General features: G+C 67.0%; 16 protein-coding genes. 10 read left to right on the top strand and 6 right to left on the bottom strand.

Annotated features, from left to right (window positions below):
- The first annotated feature begins 305 nt into the window (after window positions 1-305).
- From DX116_RS15225 to DX116_RS15240, 4 genes are all read left to right on the top strand, one after another.
- Window positions 306-764: a single-stranded DNA-binding protein gene (locus tag DX116_RS15225; RefSeq protein ID WP_119705071.1), complete on the top strand. Its 459-nt coding sequence runs from the start codon at window positions 306-308 to the stop codon at window positions 762-764.
- Window positions 765-774: 10 nt separating this feature from the next.
- The gene (locus DX116_RS15230; RefSeq protein ID WP_119705072.1) at window positions 775-1,353 is read left to right on the top strand and encodes a hypothetical protein; all 579 of its coding nucleotides are present in this window, start codon (window positions 775-777) and stop codon (window positions 1,351-1,353) included.
- Complete coding sequence (locus tag DX116_RS15235; RefSeq protein WP_233556814.1) at window positions 1,350-1,607, top strand: helix-turn-helix domain-containing protein; 258 nt, start codon at window positions 1,350-1,352, stop codon at window positions 1,605-1,607. Before DX116_RS15230 ends, DX116_RS15235 begins: the two co-directional genes overlap by 4 nt.
- Before the next feature lie 267 nt (window positions 1,608-1,874).
- Window positions 1,875-2,867 carry a tyrosine-type recombinase/integrase gene (locus DX116_RS15240; RefSeq protein WP_199716094.1) on the top strand — a complete coding sequence of 331 codons (993 nt, stop codon included), beginning with the start codon at window positions 1,875-1,877 and terminating at the stop codon, window positions 2,865-2,867.
- Window positions 2,868-3,157: 290 nt separating this feature from the next.
- On the opposite strand, the gene DX116_RS15245 is transcribed toward DX116_RS15240, so the two are convergent.
- Together DX116_RS15245 and DX116_RS15250 are read right to left on the bottom strand one after the other, a co-directional pair.
- A complete protein-coding gene (locus tag DX116_RS15245) occupies window positions 3,158-6,667 on the bottom strand; it encodes a DEAD/DEAH box helicase (RefSeq protein ID WP_119705074.1) in 3,510 nt (1,169 codons plus the stop codon).
- Window positions 6,652-7,575 carry a hypothetical protein gene (locus tag DX116_RS15250; RefSeq protein ID WP_119705075.1) on the bottom strand — a complete coding sequence of 308 codons (924 nt, stop codon included), beginning with the start codon at window positions 7,573-7,575 and terminating at the stop codon, window positions 6,652-6,654. The genes DX116_RS15245 and DX116_RS15250 overlap by 16 nt, the downstream gene beginning before the upstream one ends.
- 251 nt (window positions 7,576-7,826) lie before the next feature.
- Between DX116_RS15250 and DX116_RS15255 the strand changes: the two genes are divergently transcribed.
- Window positions 7,827-9,005, top strand: a complete 1,179-nt coding sequence (locus DX116_RS15255) for a hypothetical protein (protein WP_147393684.1) — start codon at window positions 7,827-7,829, stop codon at window positions 9,003-9,005.
- A gap of 123 nt (window positions 9,006-9,128) precedes the next feature.
- On the opposite strand, the gene DX116_RS15260 is transcribed toward DX116_RS15255, so the two are convergent.
- Together DX116_RS15260 and DX116_RS15265 are read right to left on the bottom strand one after the other, a co-directional pair.
- Window positions 9,129-9,653, bottom strand: a complete 525-nt coding sequence (locus DX116_RS15260; RefSeq protein WP_119705077.1) for a hypothetical protein — start codon at window positions 9,651-9,653, stop codon at window positions 9,129-9,131.
- Complete coding sequence (locus tag DX116_RS15265) at window positions 9,653-10,822, bottom strand: DUF4238 domain-containing protein (RefSeq protein WP_119705078.1); 1,170 nt, start codon at window positions 10,820-10,822, stop codon at window positions 9,653-9,655. The genes DX116_RS15260 and DX116_RS15265 overlap by 1 nt, the downstream gene beginning before the upstream one ends.
- Window positions 10,823-11,335: 513 nt before the next feature.
- On the opposite strand from DX116_RS15265, the gene DX116_RS15270 reads away from it, so the two are divergent.
- From DX116_RS15270 to DX116_RS15290, 5 genes are all read left to right on the top strand, one after another.
- Window positions 11,336-11,818 (top strand): DUF2231 domain-containing protein, encoded by a 483-nt coding sequence (locus DX116_RS15270; protein ID WP_119705079.1) that lies wholly within the window; start codon window positions 11,336-11,338, stop codon window positions 11,816-11,818.
- Between the two features lie 19 nt (window positions 11,819-11,837).
- Complete coding sequence (locus DX116_RS15275; protein WP_233556816.1) at window positions 11,838-12,509, top strand: response regulator transcription factor; 672 nt, start codon at window positions 11,838-11,840, stop codon at window positions 12,507-12,509.
- A gap of 32 nt (window positions 12,510-12,541) precedes the next feature.
- A complete protein-coding gene (locus DX116_RS15280) occupies window positions 12,542-13,828 on the top strand; it encodes a sensor histidine kinase (protein WP_199716095.1) in 1,287 nt (428 codons plus the stop codon).
- 45 nt (window positions 13,829-13,873) lie between these two features.
- Window positions 13,874-14,725: a COG4705 family protein gene (locus DX116_RS15285; RefSeq protein WP_119705081.1), complete on the top strand. Its 852-nt coding sequence runs from the start codon at window positions 13,874-13,876 to the stop codon at window positions 14,723-14,725.
- 72 nt (window positions 14,726-14,797) lie between these two features.
- On the top strand, window positions 14,798-15,448 hold the full coding sequence (locus DX116_RS15290) for a phosphatase PAP2 family protein (RefSeq protein ID WP_119705082.1): 651 nt from the start codon (window positions 14,798-14,800) through the stop codon (window positions 15,446-15,448).
- A 12-nt stretch (window positions 15,449-15,460) separates the two neighbouring features.
- On the opposite strand, the gene DX116_RS15295 is transcribed toward DX116_RS15290, so the two are convergent.
- Together DX116_RS15295 and DX116_RS15300 are read right to left on the bottom strand one after the other, a co-directional pair.
- A complete protein-coding gene (locus tag DX116_RS15295; RefSeq protein WP_233556818.1) occupies window positions 15,461-15,817 on the bottom strand; it encodes an ArsR/SmtB family transcription factor in 357 nt (118 codons plus the stop codon).
- Window positions 15,783-17,051 carry an MFS transporter gene (locus DX116_RS15300; protein WP_233556820.1) on the bottom strand — a complete coding sequence of 423 codons (1,269 nt, stop codon included), beginning with the start codon at window positions 17,049-17,051 and terminating at the stop codon, window positions 15,783-15,785. The genes DX116_RS15295 and DX116_RS15300 overlap by 35 nt, the downstream gene beginning before the upstream one ends.
- Between the last annotated feature and the right edge of the window lie 39 nt (window positions 17,052-17,090).

Genomic DNA, 17,090 nt, shown 5'->3' on the forward strand with positions numbered 1-17,090 from the left:
GGTGACCACGGCTCACGTTCCAACCAACGCTCCATCCGTCGCGTCCCGATCCTCCCGCCCGACCGCGTCAGGACGCTCCCCTTCGGGACCGGCGTCACCCTGCTTCGTTCCGCGCCACCCATCGTCACCGACCTGCGCGCCTGGCCGGACCGGCCCGACGCGAAACAGCTCCGCGCCGACCGCGTCGAGATCGAAGCCCTCCTGCGACGTCCCGCGTCCTCCTGATCCAGCCCCGAGGGGTAGCCGGCGCACCTGCCTGTCGTAGCAGTCGTCGATCGGCTGCGTGAGCAGACAGGAACACGCTGATGAGCATCGAGACCCAGCAGGCCGTGACCGGGTTCATCGCCACCGATCCCCGCCTGACCCACACCAGCGAAGGCGTCGCCCGGCTCTACTGCCGGATCGGCATCGAGCACTCCCGTCAGGAGCCGGACGGATCGTTCACCCGACTCGACCCGACGTTCCACGACATGACCGCGTTCCGCAAGGCCGCCGAGGAGGGCATCGGCCGGCTATGCAAGGGCGACAAGCTCATCGCGATCGGACAGGTCCACGCCTACACCTACGAGAAGGACGGCCAGACCGTCGAGGCCGAGGAGTTCATCGTCAGCCGCTTCGGGCACGACATGGCCCGGACCCAGTACGACATCGACCGCACACCCCGACAGGCCGTCGAGCACACCGCAGCGCAGCGGGACGCGAACGGCTTCGACGCTCCCGCTCAGCCGCAGCGGTCCAGCACCGCGCCGGCGATAGGCATGTGAGGCACCCACGATGAGCGAGTACGTGCCCGAGCCCGACCCGGCCGACCTGGAGAACAACGCCACCTACGACCAGACCAGCTACGGCGACCCGGAGATGGCCGAACCGCCGCACCCGATCAACTGGAACCTCCTCACAGCTGACGAGGCGGAGGTCGAATGGCTGGAGCTCAACGCATGGGTCAACTGGCGCCGCCGCACCTACGGGCTCCCTGTCTCGGTGATTCCGCCCGCCTGGTACAACCACCCCGAGCTGGTCTGGGAACTTTCCGCCCTGCACCTGCACTGGCTCTGCGCCTACGACCCCGACCAGAACGGGTCCGCCCCGCTCGGCTGGCATCGCGACTTCGCCGACGCACGCCAGCGCCTGCGCGATTGGGTCGCCGCCTCCGGCACCAAACTCGACCGCGACCGCCCCACCCGCCAGACCGTCTGGCCCGGTGAAGCACCCAGCGAGCCTGTCGAGGACACACCCATCCTCAACCGCGACGCCGAGTTCGTGGAGTTCGTCCTCGCCGACGTACAACGCCGACGCGAGGCCGAGGACGAGTTCTACCGCCACTTCGACCCCGAGACCGGCGAAGTCACATGAACAGCCGAACCGGGGCCAAAGGAACCAGCGGCGCCGACGGACTCGACATGGACGAGCGCTCCAACCTCGACCGCCTGATGACGGTCGAGGAGGTCGCCAAATACCTGTGCGTCCCCGTCAACACGCTCTACCAGTGGCGGCACAAGGGAACTGGTCCGACAGCCTTCCGTGTCGGGCGCTACCTCCGCTACGACCCGAGCGACGTGCGCTCCTGGCTACGCGACAACAGCGGGACAGGTCATGGCGTCCATTGACCGTCGCGTACGTCGCAGCCGAGACGGCGAACGACAGCTCAGGTACATCGTCCGGTGGCGCGAGCCTGGCGGCGGGGCTCGCTCAAAGACCTTCACCCGCAAGACGGACGCCAACCGCTTCGCGGCCACGGTGTCTGCCGACATCGTGCGAGGCCAATACTTCGATCCAGACGCCGGCAAGGTCAGCTTCAAGGACTACACTCGGAGTGGCTGGAAGCTCAGACGTTCGACGAAGGCACTCGAGAGGCCGTCGAACTGCGTCTACGGTTGCACGCCTATCCGGGCCTCGGCGCGAAACTGCTGAGCGACGTCAAGCCGTCCACCATCCAGACCTGGCTTCGTGGCCTGTCCGAGTTGGCCCCCACCTATCAACAGGTCATCTTCGCGAACGTCTCCACCGTCTTCACCGCGGCCGTGGAGGACGCGCTGATCCAGAAGAACCCGTGCAAGGCCTCCTCGGTGCGTCAGCCCAAGCCCGAGCAGCGCAAGCTCACGCCGTGGACGGCCGGACAAGTCACGAACGTCCGAAGCGCCCTCCCCGACCGCTACCAACTGGTCGCTCAACTCGGCGCCGGCCTCGGCTTGCGGCAGGGCGAGATATTTGGCCTCTCCCCCGACGACATCGACATCGAGAAGGGCGAGATCGAGATCGTCCGCCAGGTCAAACTCCGTGCCAGCAACAGGCAGCTCTTCGGCCTGCCCAAGGGACGCAAGACGCGGCGCGTGCCCCTGCCCGACTCCGTGCTCGACGCGATCAACGAGCACATGACTCGCTACCCGCCTCGTGAGGTGACACTTCCGTGGGACCGACTCGACGGATCGGAACGTACCTTCACTTTGTTTCTGACGACGCGGGAGCGAGGCGCACTCAACCGCAACTACTTCAACACCTACCTCTGGCGTCCGGCCCTGGAGAAGGCGGGCATCGAAACCAAGCGTGAGAACGGCACTCACCCGCTCCGCCACTTCTACGCCAGCACGCTGCTCGACGCAGGCGAGTCGATCAAAGCGCTGAGCGAATACCTCGGCCACGCCGATCCCGGCTTCACCCTGCGGACCTACACCCACCTGATGCCCACGTCTGGTGAACGAACCCGCAACGCGATCGACACCGCGCTGAGCCGGCCACTGGCCGAAAGCCCGGCAGGAAACTCTGTTGAAGGCTTCTCCCCTCACCGCCGGACTTCGAAACGCCCGCTGCCCACGACCGATCAGCAGGCGCAACCGCCGGTCGTGCGACGACAGGTCCCGCGATTATGAGTCTGCTCAACGAGATTCCGCGAGCCCAATGCAAGACACTCGTCTGGGTGACCCAGCGCACCCACAACCTGTCCTCTACAGCCCTCCATCCGGCCCCGACGCCCGCGAAGTAATCAGTTGACCAGCGAACTGTCAACTGGAAGAGCACGCCGAGAGCTCGAGCGGCGCGAGTTCGGTGCATCCGTACCGCCAACCGGTCTGTTCGTCGACGCCGACAGGCTGAGACTACTCGCAGCGATCGTCTAGCTATTGAACGCTCAGCGCGACCGAATGCGGGCAACCGCGCGGGGCTACAGGAAACTGAGTTGACCGGCCGCCGCGCGTGTAATCGTCACGGTGGTTCCTTCTAGGGTGAAGTCGAGGAGCAGGCCGCTGTCGAGCACCGCTAAGACGCCTGCGTGATCACGCGCAACGATAACCCCAAGAATCGAGCGGTCTTCGGCCACGATCTTGAGCTCATCGCCGTCGTCCGACGCGGCCACGGTCACCGATGTCGGGTCGACGTGCTCGTCACCCTCAAGCCGAGACTGAGCGGTGACGGCGCCGGTTGCCATCATCTCGGCCAGCTTGTGTCGGTCTGTGCCCTGGACGTACTGGAGCAGGTCGAGAACATCGGTCGGGGTCGCTCCGAGATCAGTGCGCCATCCTTGGATGTGCCGGTTGCTCAAGTAGTCGCGTAAGCCTTCCTCGTCCAGTCCGGCATCTTCAGCGATGCGCCCTAGGTGCTGCGCCAGGGTCCGGGACTTTACGTCTCTGACGAGGAGATCGATCGCGAGAGGGGTGTCGACGCCGTATCGCAAGTGGGCAGCGGTGTTAGAGAAGAGCTGCACGGGGCTCAACCGGGACAGCAGGATGTCGTTGGCCTGGACGACGACCAGACCGACGGTCCACGCCAGGTAGTGCTGGACACCTTCACTGATGACGTCGACCATCTGCTCGAGTCGAAAGGCCGAGTCCTGCACCGCAGTGTTCAGGTGGGTGTTGGCTAGTTCGGTGAGTGTTCGTCCCGCGATCCAGTCACGAATCACGGCGTCGGTATCGACGTCGATGTCCGCGCCTCTGGGTGACTTTCGGAAGCGCCAGTACGTCTTCGCCTCGGGCAGATTCAGCAGCCGGGTGTACACGCCTTGGCTGGTGAGCACGTCGAGAGTTTCCGCGAGCGTTTGCTCATCAAGGCCTCCGAGCTGTTGCACATGGTCGGCAAGCTCCTCGGCGATCGCCTCGATCACGGCAGCCGAGGCCAAGCTGGTTCCGGCTTGCGCCCAACGTTGACGTGACGCGGGTGGCGTCTGCTCGTACTCGCCCACGACGAGTTCTGCGAGTGCCATCCACCGGTCCTTGAGGTTTTCGGGAAGCTGGGTGAACGCGAAAAGACGCTTTACAACGTCACGCCAGGTCCGGGTGCTTGCGAGATCGGGCACGTGGTCCAGGACGTGGAGGATGAACCAGACGTAGTTGACGAAGCCTCCGGCCTCCTTGTCCGGGGTCAGCTGCAGGATCGCGCCCTGTGTCTGCGCAACCAACGCTTCGGCTTCGGCAAGAGCTTCAAGAGCAGACGGCTTGGCGACGGTCGAGCGGACCTCCAGCTCGTCGGGGCCAGGGGTGAGCCGGTCGAAGTCGCTGCCGCTCAGCGCCTTCTGCAACGCCAGGACGATCCAGCCTTCGGACTCCTTGCCGGCGCGGCCGGCGCGGCCGACGGCGTTGAGAAGTTGGGCGGCCGTCATTCGGAACGCGGGGTCCTGGCCGTCGTACTCGGTGGTGGCGATGACAACGGTGCGGACGGGCAGGTTCACGCCGTCGGTCAGGGTGCTGGTTGCGACGACGGCCTTGATGGTCTCGCTGCGGATCGCGTCTTCGACGGCTTCTTGTACCTCAACCGGCAGCCCGGCATGGTGGTAGGCCACACCCTTGCGGACCGTGCCGACGAGGGGGTGGTCCTCGCCGAGGCGTGCGGCGAGGGCGTCGGCAAGGCCTTGGGAGCGCGGGTCTTCATCGAGTTGGTCGGCCATGACCTTCGCTGCATCGCGTGCGGTGGCTCGCTGAGAGACGACCATGAGGAGGCTGCCGGCGCGGAGCAGGAGTGTGGCGGTCTTGGCGGTTGTCGAGTAGGCGGTGGAGGTGTTGCCGCTCCCGGTGATGCGCTTGTTGTCGGGGCCGAGGACGAGCTGCCCGATGGGGGTTTTCTTGCTGGTGGCCAGGTGCCGCTCGGTGGCGTTGGTGGGGCGAACCGCTAGGTGGGCCCGTAGGTCGTAGCGGGTCTTGTCCTTAACACCGCGGCGGCTAGCAGGGGTGTCGGTGCGACTCTCCTCGATTTTGTCGGTGCCCATGAGGACGTGCAACCGTCGTGGCGCTCTCCACTCGTCGGTGAACAACACTTCGGATTGTCCGGCGGAAGTCCATGCGGCGAGGGATGCGGCGTTGCCCATCACGCCGGAGAGGAGGATGAGTCGTGCGCCGCTGGCGTCGAGCAGGGAAAGCAGTCCTTCGAGCAGCAGTCCGCGCCCGCCGGTCTCGGCTATGAGGTGGACTTCGTCGATGATGAACAGACTGAACCGGCTCAGGATTTCCTGTGGGTTCTGCCGCAGCGCGTTCATGAGGCGTTCGGGCGTCATGACCTCGACCTGCGGCAGCTGCCCAGTGCCTTCTTCGTCATCGATGGTGTCGTCGCCGAACAGGACTTTGGCGCCGAAGCCGTCGGGGAGGTCTGCGCCGATTCGTCGGTCGAGGTAGCGCAGCCGGGATCGGAGTCCTTGTCGCATCTCCCGGCCGAGGCTTCGCAGTGGGGTGACGTAGCAGACGTCGCGGTCGTCGAGTGCGGTGTGAGCGCAGATGATGAGCTGTGCGAGTAGCGTCTTGCCGGCGCTGGTCGGGACGGATACGAGCAGCCGGGTGGTGGCGGGGTCGAGGGGGCTGAGGGTCGGGTGGGCGACGAGGGCGCGCTGGGGCGGCCACAGTGTCAAGATGGGCTGTTGGTCGAGAGTGAACGCCTGCTTGACGGCTGCGGGGAGGTCGGGTGGAAGGACTGCCCAGATGCTGTTGTCGGCGAGCCCGTCGGCGAGGAGGAGCAGATGTCCCGCCACCCAGCGGGTGTCGAGGTCGCTGAGGCCGACTTCGTCGTTGACGACGAGGCGCAGGTGTCCGCGGGCTGCTTCGAGCGCGTCGGTGCTGCCTTCGCGTAGGTAGTGGACGAGGTCGGCGACGCCGCGCAGGAGCCGCTGGGTCGGACCGAACATTGTGCCGTCGAGGCTGTCGAGATCGGTCCCGCGGGTCAGTGCCGTGGCGGAGGCTGCCCACGTGCGTAGCCGCCGGTTGAGGGTGGCCATGTCGAGGCCGAGGAACAGGATTCCGGCTTGAAGTGCAACGTCTGCGCTGTCGGTGAACTCGGCTGCTTCGTTCACGATGTCGCGCATCTTGCGGTGGATGGCGCCGGCGTTGGGGCTCTCGTCGGCGCGGTGGTAGCCGACCTGGGCGGCGAACGCGGTGGCGAGTCGCTCTCGGTCGGTTTCGGCTGGGTCTTCGAGGAGGAGATCGAGGACGTGGGCGCTAACGGCGAATGCGCGACGACGCTGTTCGAGCGGGTACCGGAACCCTTCGGCGGTGGAGGCAATTCCGTGCAGGTACCAGGCGGTGCGTCGCAGCGGTGTGAGGTCGGCGCGGAAGCCGCTGTTGGTGAGGCCGCGAACGAGTTCGATCTCGAGTTCGGCGATGAGGTCGGTGAGCTCGGCGACGGTGGGGAGCCCAGTGAGCTGGTCCTCGCCGAAGGCGGCGTTGAGGTGCTCGGCGGCTAGAGCGCGGTCCACGCGTACCTCCGCACTGTCTTAGCGAGCTCGTCGTAGCAGCCGATGCTGGTGGCGAGGCCGCGCAGTTGGCCGGGTTTGTCGAGGAGCGGCAGCTTCTTGCTCATCTTCTTGAACGGCTTGTCGGGCAGCGGCTGGTGGGTCGCGAGCGTCACTCCGGCGCCGACAAGCTCGTCGCCTTGAGTCCACGCGGCGGGGACCTCGGCTATGAACGCGAGCGTCTCGTCGTCGTAGGAACCTGGCGTGAATGTGCCGACGATCTTGGCGACGTACCGTTGGCCGTTGTCCGCGATCTGCTTGTACGCCTTGCTGAGGCTGGTCGATAGCGGCCCGGTCCCTGTGTTCTTCTTGCTTTCCCACAGCCGGAACCGCAGCGCGCCAGCGGCGTTCTCGTAGATGGAGAACCCGTCGGCGCCGGCGTCGGTGACGTCGCCCTTAGGGTCGGGTTGGACGCGGACGGCCGTCTTGTCCTTGGTGAGAAGGTGCCAGAGCCACTCGCCGACGTGGCCGTGGAGGTGGTCCTTGCTCTTCGGCGCGGCCGGCAGCCCGAAGACCGGCTCGATGAACGAGGCGATGGTCTTGTCGTGTGTTGGCGGGATCTTGGTCCCTGCGAGAGTGTGTCCGCGCCACGTGTCATACAGGGGGGTGGCGGGGCCGAAGCGGACCTGCATCATCGTGTCGATGAGCACCCAGGCGAGCGCGCCCGCCTCCTCGGGGGTGAGGTTGGCGGCAATGTGCGAGCTCCACTCGCATTTGCTTGCCTTGGAGGCGCCGTCGTGGAAGGTCACCGGGAGGTAGTCGTGGATGCTCAGCCGCTGGTGGGTTCGGGCGTACTCTTCGGACTGCGCGGCCGTCAGCGCAGCGAGAGCGGTTGCCGCCTGGCCCTTGGCGGGCGCCTTGGCTTTCGTCATTGTTGCTCCTGGTACGTGCGCGATGTCGGCAGCACGAGGACACCCTCTGACTCATGCTGCTCGGCTAGACCGACAGCTCCACTATCCCGCAACGAAGGGGCAGTCGTGGTTGAACGACGTTGTCTTGCAATGCGTTTGCTCAAAGGAAACTGCATGGCGATGGGGTCCCGGAGCGGTTCGTAGCTGACGTCGATACTCGGCCCTACCTCGTATGCCCTCGGTTGTTCCCTGAGCGTGGTGGGATAGGGAAGATGACAATCTTCTCAGCAGTGAATCGCACGGATCCTTCCCCGGCGTCGCACGGGGACAGCCATGCGCAGTTCCTCGACCGCGTCTCCGGGCCGTACTGGGATCAGGTTCGTGCCCTAATCGAGGACTGGTTCTCTCGGCTCTGCCCCGACGCACAAGCCGACGTTCGGGGACGTCTGCGGTCCAAGGATGACCGGCAGTCCAAGGGGGCGTTCTTCGAGCTATACGTACACGAATGCCTGCTTCGGATGGGCTACGCCGTGACCTGCCACCCGGAACTCGAAGGGACGAGTCGGCGACCGGACTTCCTTGCCGAAAAGGACGGGCGGTCGATCTATGTCGAAGCACGATCAGCCTCATCCAGCGACGTCGCGGTCGGCAAGTCTGCCCGGGTGAACGCGGTCTACGAATCGCTCGACAAGATGGACAGCCCGAACTTCTTCCTCTGGATCGACGTCCTCAAGCAAGGCGAGGCTCCGCTACGCGCAAGGCCCCTGCGAAGCCAATTGGAGAGGTGGCTCACGGGGTTGGACCCCGACCAACACACACTCGCCGAGGGCAAGCGTCGCGACGACCTTCCCGGCTACGTCCATGAGGACGCAGGCTGGAAGATCGGCTTCCGGGCCGTGCCGAGATCACCCGAGGCACGTGGCAGGAAGGGCGCACGTCCGCTCGGCATCTTCGGAGGCGGCGAAGCCCACTGGGTCCAGGACGAGGACGGCATCCGGGGCGCTTTGACTGACAAGGGCTCGGCCTACGGTTCCCTCAACGCGCCATTCGTCGTTGCTGTCGCCTCAAGCAGCATCTCTCTCGACGACCACGACATGCTCAACGCCCTGTACGGCTCAGAGGTCGTGGAGTTCCGCACCCACGCCGACGGCACGGAGGAGACCGCCACGGCCCGACAGCCCGACGGCTACTGGTACAGGGGTGACCGCTGGGACCACCGCGGCGTTTCGGCCGTTCTAATGGTCAAGAACCTCCACCCCGCCTTCGTGGGCACGCAGCAGCACACGATCTGGGAGCACCCCGATCCGGAATTCGCTGTGGACGGGTTCCCGATCTGGAGGCGATCCATCGTTGAGGACGGACGCATGACGTTCGTCGACCCCGAGCGACCGCAGGCCGAGTGGTTCAATCTGGGAGACCCGTGGCCGGTCGGTGAGCCCTTCCCGAAGTAGCTACCCACCGAGCGCCAGACGATTCGGGCTCGCCGGCGTCTAGGGACGTCGCCACCATGTCTTCCTATCGCAACTCGCAGGCCCCTGTACGCGATGCCGAATCGAGGCACCTGAGGTTCTGCCTCAGCGAGTTTGCGCGACCCAAGCAGCGTGCTCCGGGGCAACCGACCGGCCGCGCTGGACGAGGCCCCGAAGGATCCCCACCCGGGTGCGGCCCTCGATGACCTGGAGCCCATTCCCAGCCGGGTACAGCGCCGCGCGGTCGATCAGGAGCGGCCGTCGCATCCACGTCCCATGAGAATCCCAGTACGCAGGGATTCCCAGATGCTTGCGGGACTCCAATCGGTGCTCGGCGTTCTCTGCGTTTTCGTCTAGCAGGTCGCCGTCCGAAGGGCCGGTCGGCATCGTCAAAAACGCCTCTGACGGAATGAGTTCGTCGTGCCACTCGATGGAGGTCAGGTCCACGTGACCATAGTCGGCCTGGAAGGAACTCCATCCGGCGAACCAGTAAAGCCACTGCTCGACCACGTCCTCGGGCCAACCGAGGGCACCAATGCGCTCATCCGCAAGGAAACCGGCCATTCCGCCACCGCCGAATCCTCGACACCGCTCCGACAGATCCTCGAAGTCGCCCAGATGGACCGCCATCAGGCGTGCTCCCACATCGCCGGCGCGTCCACGTGCAGCCCCTGTTCGCAAAGAGCAACGTCTGGACCTACAGAGAACCCGTCAGACTGCTCGACACAGCAACCCGGCGGTTCGACGTACCGGCCGCGTGGAGTCCACTGCGAGCACCGCATTCGCATCTGCGTCCGGCGACCGAACTTCTTCGTCTTCGGCAGCCGGTCCTTCTGTTCCGGTGAGGCAAAGATCCACCGCTCTCGGCCCTGCTCGATCGCGTGCCGCACGAGACCACGCTCCTTCGGAGTCGCCAGCCGGATGACCGCCTTCTCCCCCGACGGCTCATTCGTCAACGCAATAACTCGGTGTGGGTTCACCGGCCACAAGATGTGCGGCGCCGCCAACAGGGACGGGCCCTTGTTCTTACGGAACGGCACCAACACCGGGGCATCGCACGTCCAGAACCTGCCCTCGGGGTCGTCCCAGACCTCGATGGACCTGGTCGTCATCACGTCGGCCGCCTCCCACATGCTCGTGAATAGCAACTCCGTGTGGATGCCGGCAAGCCGGAACGGGTTCAGGGGGTCCTTGATGGACTTGAACTCCTCAGGGTTCTGCGCGACAAGCCACGCGTCGTGCTGTAGGCGCAGCCGGCGCTGCTGCGCAGTCCGCATTCGCTGGACCGCGATTGTCACGCCGAGACCGATGAGGTCATCGAACTCCAGATCCTCAGGGTCCGTGAGCCGCTCGAACAGCGATTGGATGCGGCCGAGTTCCGTATCGACAACACCGAACATAGCCTCGACCCGGTTGTGCGCTTCCCCGTCCGGGCCGATGACCCGGTAGAAGTTCTCCTCCACACACACGTCGTTCACCGAGAAAGCCCGCGCCTCTCCGGTCACGGTATCCAGGTTCCAGATGCGCCGGTTCTGCTTACCGAATCCCCAACGCTTCAAGTACGTCCGCGGGACGTAATGGTGCCGGCGGCTCTTCGGATCAGGTTGCTGCTGCGTCGCGAGCAGACGGTCCATGTACTCCCGCGACCTGCCTCCGAGAGATTTCCCGCCACCGGTCATCGGGATCTGCCCCCACGGGTTGCGGTGCTGGGAAACGATCTCCCAGCCAGTGGGGTCGAACCCGTCCAGCTGACCCTCAAACTTCCGCAGTTCCGCTTCTAGGTCGGGGCTGTCCGGCACACCAATACTGTAGGTCGGATCACCGACTCAGCTCTGGACACCCAATAGGATCTGGCCGCGAGTCGTGTACGCACCTACTAAGTAATAGCGCGGCAGGCTCAAACGAAACTTCCTCGACCAACCTTGAGTTTCCGGGGAACTGCGTCGCAGCACGACGTGACAGAGGAAACCGTGAAGCACGGTGTCACCGATGTGTCGCCAGCACAGCGATGCACGGAGTTTCCGCAGGTCAGCACGGGTAAGGCGGTCACTACTACGACATCTGACCGGACCCAGCGACGTGGTCAGCTCAGGACGAGGCACGAGCCCACCGTCTCCTGAACCGATCACGCGCTGACGTACCGCAAGCGACGTCGTCACCAGGACGCCCCCGATCGACTGATCGGGGGCGTCCTTCTGCGTACTCCTGGGGGCGTCCGGTCAGGTTCTAGTCAGGCGCGGCGAACGAGGCTCTTGCTGCACGCCGGCGGATGAACCGGCTACCTCGACGAACTCCTCACGGAAGGCACCCCGATGCCGAACGACTTCTACGGACTCCCTCTCCACCCGCTGATCGTCCACGCGACCGTGGTGATGATCCCGCTCGCTGCTCTCACGGTGCTGCTGTCGGCTCTCTGGCCCCTGTTCCGCGCATGGGCCGGTCCCCTGCCGGTCGGCATCAGCCTGATCGGCCTGGTCCTCGTCCCCTTGTCGACGTCGACGGGCGAGACGCTCGAGAAGCACGTGGCTCCCTCCGCGCTGCTCGAGAAGCACACACAGCTCGCTGACGGCCTGCTGCCGTGGATGATCGGGCTGTTCGCCGTCTCCGTCATCGGGTACGCGATCCACTGGCGCTCTCAGCACGGCCACTCGATGCAGAAGGCGGTCACCGTCGTCGTGGCGGTGCTCGCCGTCGTCGCGGTGGTCGGGACGACCGTCCAGGTCGCTCGCATCGGGCACAGCGGGGCGAAGGCCGCGTGGGACGACACCGACATGAGCTCCGTCACCCGGCCATGAGGCCCCCGCAGGGTGCACGATGGGTCCCGTGACCCGCGTCGGCATCTGTGAGGACGATCCCGCCGTCCGACGTGTGCTCACCGAGGCCCTCAAGCTCCACGGTCACGAGGTGGTCATCGCGCGCAACGGCCACGAGGCGATCACCAACCTCGGAACGGCGTCCGAGGTGGAGGTGCTGATCATCGACATCGGGCTTCCCGACGCCGACGGTCGCGATGTCTGCCAGGCACTTCGAGCCGGCGGCCAGCAGGCGCCCGTACTCTTCCTCACCGCCCTCGATGCCGTGCACGACCGGGTCGCCGGCTTCAACGCCGGCGGTGACGACTACGTCGCCAAGCCGTTCGCGATCGCCGAGATCCTGGTCCGCATCGAGGCACTCGCCCGTCGTCGTCGGCCGCTGCCGCAGACCGGCAGAGGCCTGGAGCTCGACCCGTCGCGCTACGCGGTACGCCACGGCCAGCGCGAGGAACGCCTGACGCCGACCGAGTTCCGCTTCCTCGCATCACTGGCCGCGCAGCCGGGTGTCGTCGTCCGCCGGCGGGCCGCAGTGGCTGCGGCCTGGCCCGACGGCGCGATGGTCAACGAGAACACCATCGACTCGTACGTCCGGCGCCTGCGGGTCAAGCTCGCAGCCATCGAGTCCCCGCTTGCCCTGGAGACGGTGCGCGGTGTCGGGTTCGTCCTGCAATGAGGTCGCGCAGCCCCAGCCTCCGGCGGCGGATCGTGTGGTCCACGGCCATCGTCACCGCCATCGCGATGGCCGCGGTCACCGGCACCGTCGTGCTGATCCTGTCCGCCTTGACCCGCAACAGCGTCGACTCGGCCCTGGACGACCGCATCGCCCTGGTCACGTCAGCGGTCGAGACCGGCCCGGACGGATCGATCCGGCCCCTCCGGATCCCCGACGACTCCGTCGACGAATCCACGTGGATCTTCGATACCAACGGCAAGCAGCTGCAGGGCCCGGACGCCGGACGACGGGTGCAGGCAGCGGCCGAGTCGCTCTCCAGAGTCACCCGGAGGACGAACACCGAACGCCGCGAGCGCGTCTACCTCGCAGAACCGATCGCGGCCAGCGGCTCCGGAGCGCCCAACGCAGTGGTCGTGGTCAGCGAGTCCCTGGAACCCTACGAGTCGACCCGCACCCAGGTCGTTGCCCTGTTCGGGGTGCTGGGGCTGGTCGTCACCGCCGGCTCGACGGCGATCGCCGCGTGGACCGTGCGCCGCGCCCTCGCCCCCGTGGAGTCGATGGCGGCCCGCGCCGAGGAGTGGAGCGAGCACGACCTCGAGTCGCGCTTCACCGCCGACGCACGAGGCAGCGACGAGATCGGGGCCCTGGGCCACACCCTCAACCACCTGCTGGACCGCGTCACGGGCGCGCTGCGCAACGAGCAGCGCTTGACGGCCGAGCTCGCCCACGAGCTGCGGACACCGCTGACCGCCATCAGGGGCGAGGCCGAGCTCGGGCTCATCACGACGGATGACGAATCGGCGAAGCGCCGTCTGACCGAAGTGGTGGACCTCGTCGAACGGATGAACTCCACCATCACCACCCTGCTGGCCGTCGCACGAGGCGATGCCGAGCGCGGGACGTCCAGCCGGCCCGAAGCCATCATCGCGTCCGTCCTGGCCGACCACACCGCCGACGACCTGGCCAGGTGCCGCGTGCACGTGACCGAGGACGTCGACGTCGCCGCTCCGCTGACGTTGGCGGCGCGAGCGCTGGCACCCCTCGTCGACAACGCCCTCAGCCATGCCACGTCCGTCGTCACGATCACGACCACTGCCGACGACAGGACGGTCGAGATCGCCGTCTCGGACGACGGTCCGGGGCTGCAGGACGCGGACACCGAGGCCATCTTCGATGCGGGTCGTCGCAGCTCGACGAGCCTGGGCGCGGGCCTGGGCCTCTCGCTGTCGCGCCGGGTCGCCAGGACCTTGGGCGGCGACGCGACCCTCACGTCCGGCCGGTCGCCCACGACATTCACCATCACGCTCCCGCGCCCCTGAACACAGTCAGGTTGTGTGCAGGTCCGCACCGTGACAGTGGTCCGCATGACTCCACCGGCACCCCAGCGCGAGACCGCGCCCACCTCTGACAGGTCCCCCCACCACGTCCAGGACAGCGCCTGGACCAAGACCTTGCTCAACAAGGTCCCGGAGGTCGTCCTCCTCTTCTGGGTCATCAAGATCCTGTCGACGACGGTCGGCGAGACCGCCGCCGACTTCCTCTCCGAGAACCTCGGGCTGGGACTGCCTGCCACGACGGCGATCATGAGCATCCTGCTCGCCGCCATCCTGATCGCGCAGTTCTCCGTCCGCCGGTACGTCCCGGCCGTGTACTGGCTCGCCGTGGTGCTCATCAGCGTCGTCGGCACCTTGTTCTCCGACAACCTGGTCGACAACCTCGGTGTCAGCCTGTGGACCACCACCGCGATCTTCGGAACGTGCCTGGTGCTGTCGTTCGTCGCCTGGTACCGCAGCGAGCACACGCTCTCGATCCACTCGATCGTCACGCGTCGCCGCGAGGCGTTCTACTGGCTGGCGATCCTCTTCACGTTCGCCCTCGGCACGTCGGCCGGCGACCTCATCGCCGAGAAGCTGGCGTTCGGGTACGTCCCGTCGGCCCTCGTGTTCGGCGGCATCATCGCGCTGATCCTCGTCGCCCACACGATGCTCGGGCTCGACGCCGTCGTCGCCTTCTGGGCCGCGTACATCTTGACCCGCCCCTTCGGCGCCTCCATGGGCGACTACCTCACCGCGACGCCGAAGGACGGCGGGCTCGGCCTCGGCACCAACGCAACCAGCGCGATCTTCCTGATCGTCATCATCGGAGTCGTCGGCTGGTTCACCGTCCAGGATCGCACGGCCGACCGCGCTGCCCTCGACGAGCACGCAGGCGCCTGACCCTCCCCCGGACGCTCTGCCCGGTCGCCCGTCCCCCGGCGCCGACCGGGCAGAGCCCATGAAAGGACCTCCGTGCGCCACCGCCTCCTGCTGCCCGGCGTCGTCGTGGCCGGCACCGCTGCCTTCCTCTTCCTCGCCGACGCCGCCTCCGAGAACGACGGACCCACGACCATGGACCCGCGCATCGCCCACACCGTCGTGCAGGACCGCTCGTCCGCCGGCACTACGGTCGCCCGGCTCCTGACCTTCTTGGGCAGCGAAGCGGTGCTGTCGATCGCCACGCTGCTGGTCGTCATCTGGCTGCTCGGACGACGACGCGTCCCCAGCGCCGTGGCGGTGGGTGTCGCGATGGCCGGATCGGCCGCCCTGACCGTCGGTGCCAAGCTCGCCGTCGGGCGCCCTCGCCCGGACGCCGGGCTGCGGCTGGGACCGGCGGACCGCTCGTACTCGTTCCCGTCGGGCCACACCCTGAACTCGACCGTGCTGCTGGCGATGGTGGCGGTGATCGTCGTCCCGCTCATCGCCAGACGCTCGACACGCCTCGCGGCGTGGTCGGTCGTGACCGTCCTGGCCGTCGGCATCGGTGCGAGCCGCATCTACCTCGGCTACCACTGGTTCACGGACGTGGCCGGGTCGTGGGCGCTCGCGACCGTGTGGGTAGCCCTGGTGATCGGGGCCCTGCCCCACATCGACTCCTTGCTCCGCCGCTCGTCACCGGTCTAGCTCGTCACCGGTCTACTGGTGGGGTTGCTCGCCGCTGACGACGTGGTCGGCATGGTTCAGACCCTCGCGCACCAGGCGTTCGACGTGTCCTCCGCGGAGCGAGTAGTGAGCCGTTCGGCCCTCCCGCAGCACGTCCACCACGCCCGCGTGGCGGAGCTTGGCCAGGTGCTGGCTGACCGACGTCCGCGAGGCACCGACAGCGTTGACGAGCTCGGTGACCGTTTGGGGTCCTCGGGTCATCAGCCACAACAGCTCGAGTCGGGTCGGTTCGCCGAGCATCGCGAAGATCTCCGCACCGTGCCGCAGCCGCTCACCGTCAGGGCGTGCCGGGTGGTCAAGGCTCGCAGTCGTCGTGGCGGCTGGGTTCACTGGCGCTCCTGTCTGGGCTGGCGTCCGCGACCTGCTGGTCGGACCAGGTGATGGCAGCGACGATAGTCGCTGCGGCAGAGATGACCGCCAGCACCGCGGCGGCGACGGGCAGCCCCGCCTGACTGCCCACCCACCCGGCGACCGGGTAGGCCAGCAGGTAGCAGGCGTGCGAGAGCGAGAAGTGGGCGGCGAACGCAGGGGGTCGCTCGGCTTCGCTGACGCAACGGTTGATGACCTGGCCGCCCGGGGTGAGCGCGACGGACCCGGCGGCGCCCAGCAGGAACCACACGACCAGCAGGCCCGGCCACGAGCTGGATCCGGACGTCACGAACGCCGCGCCCACCATCGCCACCGTCGTGCCGATGGCACCTGACAGCATCACCTGCCGCTCGGTCCGGTGCGCGAGGACGCGCGGCAGGGCGAGCGCGGCCACCATGGAGCCGGCACCGAACACACCCAGTACCACGGCGACGGAGTCCCCCTCGCGGCCCAAGGTCTGTCGGGTGACGACCACCGTGTTCACCAGCACCATCGCGGTGCCGCCGGCGGCGGCCAGGTCGAGCGCCAGCAGGGCGCGCAGCTGTCGCCGCGCCGCGAACATGCGCACGCCGGCGGTCATCCGCTGCCGGAACGATGCCGTCGCCGCGGCGTCGGACGTCAGCCCCTGCCGCGACCGCAGCACCAGGACGGCCGACAGGAAGAAGCCGACCGCCGTTCCAGCGAACAGTCCGTGGTACGAGACGACCAGCAGGGCTGCCGCAGCGACCAGCGGGCTCGCCACCGCCTCCAGGTCGTACGCCAGCCGCGAGTACGACAACGCCCGCGTGTAGTCGGCCATGCGGGGCAGAACCGTCGGCAGCAGCGCCTGATAGGTCGGGTTGAACGTGGCCGATGCCGCTTGGAGGATGAAGATCAGGACGTAAACCTGCCACACCTGGTCGACCCACGGCAGGGTCGCCGCGACCAACACGCGCACCACGTCCGAGCCGACCAGGACCACCCGCGGTGGCATCCCTGCGGTCAGGGCCGTCAGGGCCGGGGCCATGGCCACGTAGGCGATCATCTTGATGCTCAGCGCCGTCCCGACGACCACACCGGCCGAGCCAGGTGCGACCTCGTAGGCCAACAGGCTGAGCGCGACGGTGAGCAGACCCGTGCCGAGCAGTGCGACGACCTGGGCTGCGAACAGCCGGCGGTAGGCCGTATGGCGCAACGGTGCTCGATCGTTCGACACGACCTCAGCATACGTGCGTGATCACGCACATGTGTTGGC

It is taken from the genome of Aeromicrobium endophyticum, assembly GCF_003586285.1.
Taxonomy (GTDB): Bacteria; Actinomycetota; Actinomycetes; order Propionibacteriales; family Nocardioidaceae; genus Aeromicrobium; species Aeromicrobium endophyticum.